5 protein-coding genes are annotated in these 7,407 nt (G+C 39.6%); 3 read left to right on the forward strand and 2 right to left on the reverse strand.

From position 1 onward, the window contains the following. Nucleotides 1-819: 819 nt before the first annotated feature. Nucleotides 820-2,007, forward strand: a complete 1,188-nt coding sequence (locus JWQ54_RS11010; protein ID WP_299584443.1) for a PAS domain-containing protein — start codon at nucleotides 820-822, stop codon at nucleotides 2,005-2,007. Between the two features lie 229 nt (nucleotides 2,008-2,236). Here JWQ54_RS11010 and JWQ54_RS11015 read toward each other — a convergent pair whose 3' ends face one another. Next, a complete protein-coding gene (locus JWQ54_RS11015) occupies nucleotides 2,237-2,707 on the reverse strand; it encodes a carboxymuconolactone decarboxylase family protein (RefSeq protein ID WP_299584445.1) in 471 nt (156 codons plus the stop codon). Between the two features lie 179 nt (nucleotides 2,708-2,886). On the opposite strand from JWQ54_RS11015, the gene JWQ54_RS11020 reads away from it, so the two are divergent. Both JWQ54_RS11020 and JWQ54_RS11025 read left to right on the forward strand, forming a co-directional pair. Then, nucleotides 2,887-5,607, forward strand: a complete 2,721-nt coding sequence (locus tag JWQ54_RS11020; RefSeq protein WP_299584447.1) for a hypothetical protein — start codon at nucleotides 2,887-2,889, stop codon at nucleotides 5,605-5,607. A 219-nt stretch (nucleotides 5,608-5,826) separates the two neighbouring features. Then, nucleotides 5,827-6,366, forward strand: a complete 540-nt coding sequence (locus tag JWQ54_RS11025; RefSeq protein WP_299584449.1) for a hypothetical protein — start codon at nucleotides 5,827-5,829, stop codon at nucleotides 6,364-6,366. Nucleotides 6,367-6,412: 46 nt separating this feature from the next. Here JWQ54_RS11025 and JWQ54_RS11030 read toward each other — a convergent pair whose 3' ends face one another. Further along, nucleotides 6,413-6,979: a Crp/Fnr family transcriptional regulator gene (locus JWQ54_RS11030; protein ID WP_299584451.1), complete on the reverse strand. Its 567-nt coding sequence runs from the start codon at nucleotides 6,977-6,979 to the stop codon at nucleotides 6,413-6,415. Nucleotides 6,980-7,407 lie beyond the last annotated feature (428 nt).

Genomic DNA, 7,407 nt, shown 5'->3' on the forward strand with positions numbered 1-7,407 from the left:
TGAAATCCATCAATGATATCCTTATTTTACTTTACCCGCATTTTCTGCTACCAAAACAACGAGCTGATCAACAAAAGGCACGGAAAATGAAAAAAATATCGTAAAAACTATTTTTACGAAGATTTTCCTTTTAAAATTCATGACAAACTATTTTGATTAATCTAACAAAAACGGATTAGGAGTAAAAATGTTTAGCTCTCCCGCTAACCCTACCGTGTACCCACATCTTTTTGTCAGGCATATTTTTCTTGACCCATAGGGTCTACCTCTTTGTAGCTATTGGAAAGAAAGATATTTTGCCCCGTAGGCGGCTTCCCTTTACCACCATTTCCGGTACGATACGGGTACGATTGTTACAAATCTGACGGCTGGGTAGCCTCTATGAGGCAAAAATCTTAATCGTTATTTTTCTACAAAGCGGTAGAGCCTACGGCTCATTGCCATTCACGTGTTCTTAAAAATTGTGGGTACACGGTAGCCCGAGGAGGGAGACTTTAGCTTCGCACTTTTTTGTTTACATCACTATAAGAACCGGGCATAGTGGGATTGGACAAGTAAAATAATTTATTACCGGGACCAGGCGCACCAAAAAGACCCTCGTGTTAATAAATTAGAGGCTATATGTTTAATTAAGTATTATAAAGCGCATAATATTTCACGAACCCGTACCCTTTACAGGTATATTTTGACCTTCAACAGGGTGAAACTTGCCTCTTTAATGTTTTATCTTTCTATTGTTAATTGAGTGATAAATGATTTGATATTTAATTAATATTAGTACAATATTTTAATATTGGCATTTTATAAAATCATACTCTAATGCCTCTCAAAGAGAAGATTGCTGTTTTTGCTTTAAACCGTGGCGTGACTGACGATGATCAATCCGTTATAGGTTACTGTGACGTTGACCTTTTTTGCCGTTATGCTAATAACGCACATTTACATTGGTTTGGAAAGGCTCCCGATCAAATCATCAATAAATTGTTTTTGTGGGAGTTGTTGGGGCCTTTCCTGTTTAAGAATAGCCGTAATTATATTGACAAGGCACTGCAGGGAAAGACACAGGAGTTTGAATGCCTGGTAGTAATTTCTTCGGGCGAGATAAAAAAGGCAAAAACAATTTATGTTCCGGATATTGAAAATGGGGCTGTAATTGGTTTTTTTATATACAGTTTTGATGTCAGGCAGCTAATTGCTTCACCAGAAAAAGCGGATTCGCGGGGGATTGAAAAGGAAAAAACGTACGTTATATCTTCAACTGATTTTATTATAGATGCCGTTGTGCAAACACTGCGATCATGTGTTTTAACAGGATTTCCGGGCATTGAAAAGCTGTCAAAAAAGCACTTTATTTCTGAATCTAAACTTAAAACAGCATTTAAAAAAGCACACAACACAACCATTTTTAATTACTACCGGAATTTACAGATGGAAGTGGCACATGATTATATTACCCGCAAAATAGCCAACAAGGGCCAGATGGCAATAAAGTTTAATTTTTCAAACCCTTCAAATTTTTCTTCCCGTTATAAAAAGTATTTAAAGGAAAAACATACAAAAAATATAGGTCATCAAAATAGAGCCGGTCAAATTTTAAATGATAATAATGAGCAATACAAAAAGTTTATTGAACAGCTCCCTACCGCATCGGCTATGATTGATAATGACTTTATATATATGGCTGTTTCGCAAATGTGGTACTCCGTTTTTAAAGTAGATTGCCATGATTTAAAGGGGAAAAGTTTTTTTGTTATTTCACCTGGCTCGGAAATAAAATATAGAAAAATACTTATGAACTGTTTAAATGAAAATGACACCCATTTGGACGAAGAATTTATAGAAAAAGTAGACGGTTCATATGCCTGGATGCGATGGGATGTAAAGCCGTGGTACAAATCAACGGGAGAGGCCGGCGGTCTTTTGATTTTTACAACGGATATTACAACTTTGAAAATTAAAGCTGAGGAGAATAAAAGATATAAAAAAACAGAGCAGGCTTATTTATAGTAAAATAAAGCTTAGTGTAGATAACAAATAGACAAAAGAAGATATTTTAATACCCCTTATAGTCATTTTGGTTGACGGAATAATAGCATGAACTCTTTCATTTTGTTTTATTTTAATGGTTATTGAATGTATGGATTATACACAAGGCAATCGAGTTATCAAATACCGGCGGGGAGTTATTGAATAAATAATGTGGCCTGTTGCCCGGGCAGCAGGCCACATTATTTATTTAGGCGTGTACCTCAAATGCGCCAACTTTGTAAGTTCCTACCAGGGGACGGAAGGCGATATTAATGCGATTGTAACTGTTAATGGTTATAACCGCTATGGTTAAATCAATTAATTCCTGTTCTGAAAATTGTTTGCTTGCTTCGTCATAAACATCATCAGGCACATTTCCGCCTGTTATTTTAGTAACGGCCTCGGCCCAGGCCAGTGCGGCACGTTCGCGGTCGGTGTAAAACGGGGTATCGCGCCATGCGCCAAGTACATAAAGCCTTTGTTCGGTTTCACCCTTGGCGCGCAGATCTTTTGAGTGCATATCCAAACAAAAAGCACAGCCATTAATTTGCGATACCCTGAAATAAATTAAATTTAAAAGTGCTTGTTCTATAGACGATTTAGCAAGATAGATCCCTAAACCATAAACTGCCTTCATTGCGTTTTGACCTTTTTCGAAAACATTAATTCTCTGTTCCATTTTGTTTATTAGTTATTTATTGAATTATACCCCCAATGACGAATGGGATTTAAGAAATGGGACATGGAAAAGATCTTTTATTAAGAAGTATCGGTTGGCATCGGAAACGGATTAATAAAACCTTTTATATTTACAATATCCAAAGCCTGATGCCACTCTATTTGATAAAAATCACCAGCATGAAATTAGTTTACCTGCTTTTTCCAATTGCCCTGATCTTTGCCTGTAATCCAGGTGCATCCGGCCAAAATAATCCACGGCTAACATCATTAATGAACACGGTAAATGGGATCAGTAAGCAACTTCCTGTTGAAAAGTTATACCTGCAAACAGACAAAGAAAACTACGTGCAGGGAGATACCATCTGGCTTAAAGCCTACCTGCTTGATGCGGATTATCTAATACCATCCATGCGCAGTGGCCTGCTTTACGCAGAGCTTGACGACGTTGATAACAACTGCATTAAGCGAATGCTTTTACCGGTGATAAACGGGCTCAGTTGGGGCAATATGGCAATTGATGAAAAAGACATCCCTGAAGGCAGTTATACCTTAAGGGCCTACACTAACTGGATGCGGAACTTTGGCGAAAATTATGTGTTTAAGAAAAATATTTATGTAGCGGCCACCGGCAGCCAGTCGCCGCTTGTTGTGGCGGGGTTTAAACAGGTAAATAATAATATCCGGGCAAATATCCTGCTTACGGGCCAGGATAGACAGCCTGTACGTTTGCATGATCTGCAGGTAAGGGTTTTAAATGGAAAACGTACCCTGTTTAAAACAAAAATGTCTACCGGGGTTGACGGCAGGCTGGATCTGAATTTTAATCTGCCGAATAATACACCGGCTAAAAATCTTTCTATTGTAACTAAGGAAACTATAAAAGGGGAAGAAACACGAAGCCTTACCATTCCGGTTATGCTTAACCGGCCTGAAAACACCGACCTGCAATTTATGCCCGAAGGCGGGTACATGATAGGCGGGATTGCTGCAAAGATAGGTTTTAAGGCTATTGGAGAAGGTGGCAGGGGTATACAGGTAAATGGCAAAATATATAACAGCAAACGCCAGGAAGTAGCATCGTTCAGTTCATCCGGTAAGGGTATGGGCGCATTTGAGTTGATGCCACAATCAGGCGAAATTTATTCCGCCCGGCTTACGCTGCCTGGCGGAACAACAAAAAACTATCCGTTGCCGCCAGTTGATCCCTCGGGCACAAGCCTCCGGATAAGAAAAACCGGCACCGATACCCTGGAGGTGATTGTTGCCGCTAAAACTATTGCACCTGCTGATTATTATCTTATAGGGGAGTCAAGAGGGATAGTATGCTACGCGGCACATCTTATGCCTGAAAACGGAATGCCGGTTACAAAGATCCCGCAAAATATATTTCCTACAGGCATTGCCCGTTTTATCTTGTTCAATAACAAAAATCAGCCGCTTAATGAACGAATGATATACATTGACCAGCATGATGACTTGTTGGTTAACGTAAATAGCAATCAGCAAACCTATGCCCCGCATGACAGTATTGCTTTAAGTTTACAGGTAACTGATAAAAATGGAAAGCCGGTGCGCGGGAGCTTTTCAATGGCGGTTACCGACGATAACCAGGTAAAACCCGACAGCCTGGGCAGTAATATTATTAATAATATGCTGTTCACGGCTGATCTGAAAGGAACAGTTGAAGATCCGGGGTATTATTTTGAAAGCCTGTCACCCCAAAAAGAAAAAGAGCTTGACAATTTATTGCTTACACAGGGTTGGGTGGGATGCAACTGGAAACTGCCACTAAATCCCGCTGTAAAACCCTTATATACGGCAGAGCCAGCCTTTACTATAAACGGAAAGGTTACAAATATTTTTAATAAGCCTTTGTCAAAAGCCGGCATTGTATTATTATCAAAAAAACCTACGCTGGTAAAAGATACGGTTACCGATAAAGATGGCCGGTTTTCATTTAAAGAGATCTTTCCTGTTGATACCGCTTTATTTGTGATCCAGGCGAAGCGCAAAAGCGGGAGTAATTTTAATATGGGACTGGAGGTGGATGAATTTACGCCGCCGGTTTTTGCGCAATTCGTAAGGAAGATGCCATGGTATATTAATACCGATACCTTATTGCTGCAAAATCGCGACAATAAATTATCACAACGGATGGCCGAAGAAAAGATACTGGGCAGCGGCACAATGTTAAAAGAAGTTGTTATTAAAGACAAAAAGGCAATAAAAGGCTCAAAGAACCTTAACGGCCCCGGCGGAGCTGACTTTGTGCTTGATGAAAAAGACATGGAAAAGGCAAAAAAACTGTCGTTATATGAACTGCTGGGGAAAAAATACCCGAATTTTTATAAAATGTCAGAAGGCGGTATTTGGGTATACAGGTTGAGGAACCATGTGGTTAATTTTATTATTGATGGCGTATTTATTAGTAAAGTATTGCTGCCGGTAGATCTGTTTATGGAAAATCTTACAGCTGAAGATATAAAAGGCATCGAAATAATGTATTCCACAAAATATGCACTGGCGTATGATCCTTATTTTATGGCGAAAGGAGCCGGGCTTCCGGACAGATATATACCCATATACCTTGAAATAACCACCTATTCGGGCAATGGCGCTTTTATGAAAAAAGTGCCGGGAATGTATATTTATAAACCCATACCTTTTAGCCTGCCAAAACAGTTTTATCGCCCAAAATATACTGCAAAAAGTACCATAACGGGAACAGACCAGCGCTCCACCATTCACTGGGAACCAAATATTGTAACAGACAGTGCAGGTAAGGCAGCGGTTTCTTTTTATAGTGCCGATAAACCTGCCCGCTACACTATAATAATACAAGGCACTGATTTAAACGGGCAATTTGGATTTGCATGGAAAAAGATATTGGTACGCTAACAAAAAAAGTGCTGCAATAGCCCGCATGGCTTTTAAATTATTTTTTATTTTGCACATTATTAATTATTTAAGCCTAAATACTGTCGCATGAAAAAGCCTGTATTCTTTGTAGTAATTACGGTGGATGTTTAATAAGTCTTAACGCATATTACCAGCATAGCCTTTTAAATGCTATCCTGGCCTAACCTTATCTATAACCTGCATCCCGTTCTGTCACTTATGAAACAAAAAGCTAAATGGCCCTTTAAAATTATACCTGCGCTTGGTGTTATCACACTATTTGGTTTTATCCCCTGGGAAGTGGTATTTTCCATGGAGATCAGGAATGAAACTTTACAAAACCTTGCCAATGGACAATTGGCCTGGGGGGCCTTGTTTTTTTTGATCTGCGCCTGTTTCGCTAAGCTGCTGCAGCTCACCAAAGGCTGGCTGCAGGGAATGCTTTTCATGCTTTTTCCAATACTATTATTCTTTACAGGTTCTATCTGGGCTATCAGCGTAACATGGCTATCGCCACAGTGGCGCGATCAGGGTATTTATCGTAATGGTGATGATTACCTGGTTGTGCAAATTATAGAATATGGGATTACCGGCGACCATATAGAATCTCGATTGATCCGTACTGCATCGCCATATGGGATGATCAGGGGGATTGAAGAACAACATCCGCTTAATTCCAATGATGATATTTTTACCAGGGGCGCTAATGAAGCAATTTATGCCAACAAAACCTGGCATAAATTACCAAATGCAAGGTAAAGTAAGGGCATGCTGTGTTACTTAAAAAACCGGGAAGTATAAATACTTAGCGAATATTTTTCCGGATGCGGCTTAATGATGTTGGGGTTACGCCGATAAATGAAGCGAGGTATTTTTGAGGTATTTTTTGGATATAAGGGGGTTGGGTTAGCAAATTGAGGTAACGCTGCTCGGCAGAATCCCTTTGCAGGGCGGTAAAGCGGTCAAGAAGAGTTAGTATGGCATCCTCCCAAAAGCACCGGATCATTTCCTGCATTTTTGGATGGCTTTGGTATAGTTTATTCAGCTCGGTTTTGGGCAGGTATAAAATTTCACTGTCTTCAATGGCCTGCAGAAAATAGCGGGAAGGCTTTCCGCTTATAAAGCTGTAAATATCAATGGCCGATGAGTTATTAAATGCAAACCAAACCGATACCTCTATATTATTAGTTATGTAATACAACCGCAGGCAGCCCTCCTCTACAAAAATAAGATCCTTGCAAACTGCGCCCTGGCTAAGCAGGAAATCGTTTTTTTTTACCGTACGGGGCTTAAAGCGGCTAACAATTTCATCCAGCTCATTTGCTTCGAATGTGGTGTATTGATTGATAAAATTTTTAAGCCCTGCAGACATAAGTTGAATTGATGTTTTAAAGATAAGCTTATGGGTTTAAAAATGGAAATAATGATAGCCAGGCAGGTTGGAAATTCAAGTCGATGTAATAAGATACATGTTTGATTTTCCGCCCTTGTTGATGCTGTTGCCAATACTGTTCGGAAGATTATAAAAAGCCCGGCCCCGTGCGATTTCCTCCTTTGGGAGGGCACAGGGAGGGGTTTCTATACCGGGCTTTTACGCTTATAAGGTTTGAATAGCCTATCTGCTTGGCTTATTGAAGCCTCGCAGAATTTGGCTAAAGCCCTATTTTTGATGACCCATTATCCGTTGGCTGAAGTGGCTGTTGCACGACTATGAGTTGTTGATTTATTTAAGTTAAGCCTAATCCAATTACTTCGATTACATTGAATTTGTATAATTGATTTTTAGTCGAAAAGATCAGC

Origin of the sequence: Mucilaginibacter sp., assembly GCF_028288225.1 — a bacterium.
Taxonomy (GTDB): domain Bacteria; phylum Bacteroidota; class Bacteroidia; order Sphingobacteriales; family Sphingobacteriaceae; genus Mucilaginibacter.

Bases quoted from the DNA above. Each gene is read 5' to 3' on its own strand.
- JWQ54_RS11010 (WP_299584443.1), top strand. From the start codon at position 820: ATGCCTCTCAAAGAGAAGATTGCTGTTTTTGCTTTAAACCGTGGCGTG.
- JWQ54_RS11015 (WP_299584445.1), bottom strand. From the start codon at position 2,707: ATGGAACAGAGAATTAATGTTTTCGAAAAAGGTCAAAACGCAATGAAG.
- JWQ54_RS11020 (WP_299584447.1), top strand. From the start codon at position 2,887: ATGAAATTAGTTTACCTGCTTTTTCCAATTGCCCTGATCTTTGCCTGT.
- JWQ54_RS11025 (WP_299584449.1), top strand. From the start codon at position 5,827: ATGAAACAAAAAGCTAAATGGCCCTTTAAAATTATACCTGCGCTTGGT.
- JWQ54_RS11030 (WP_299584451.1), bottom strand. From the start codon at position 6,979: ATGTCTGCAGGGCTTAAAAATTTTATCAATCAATACACCACATTCGAA.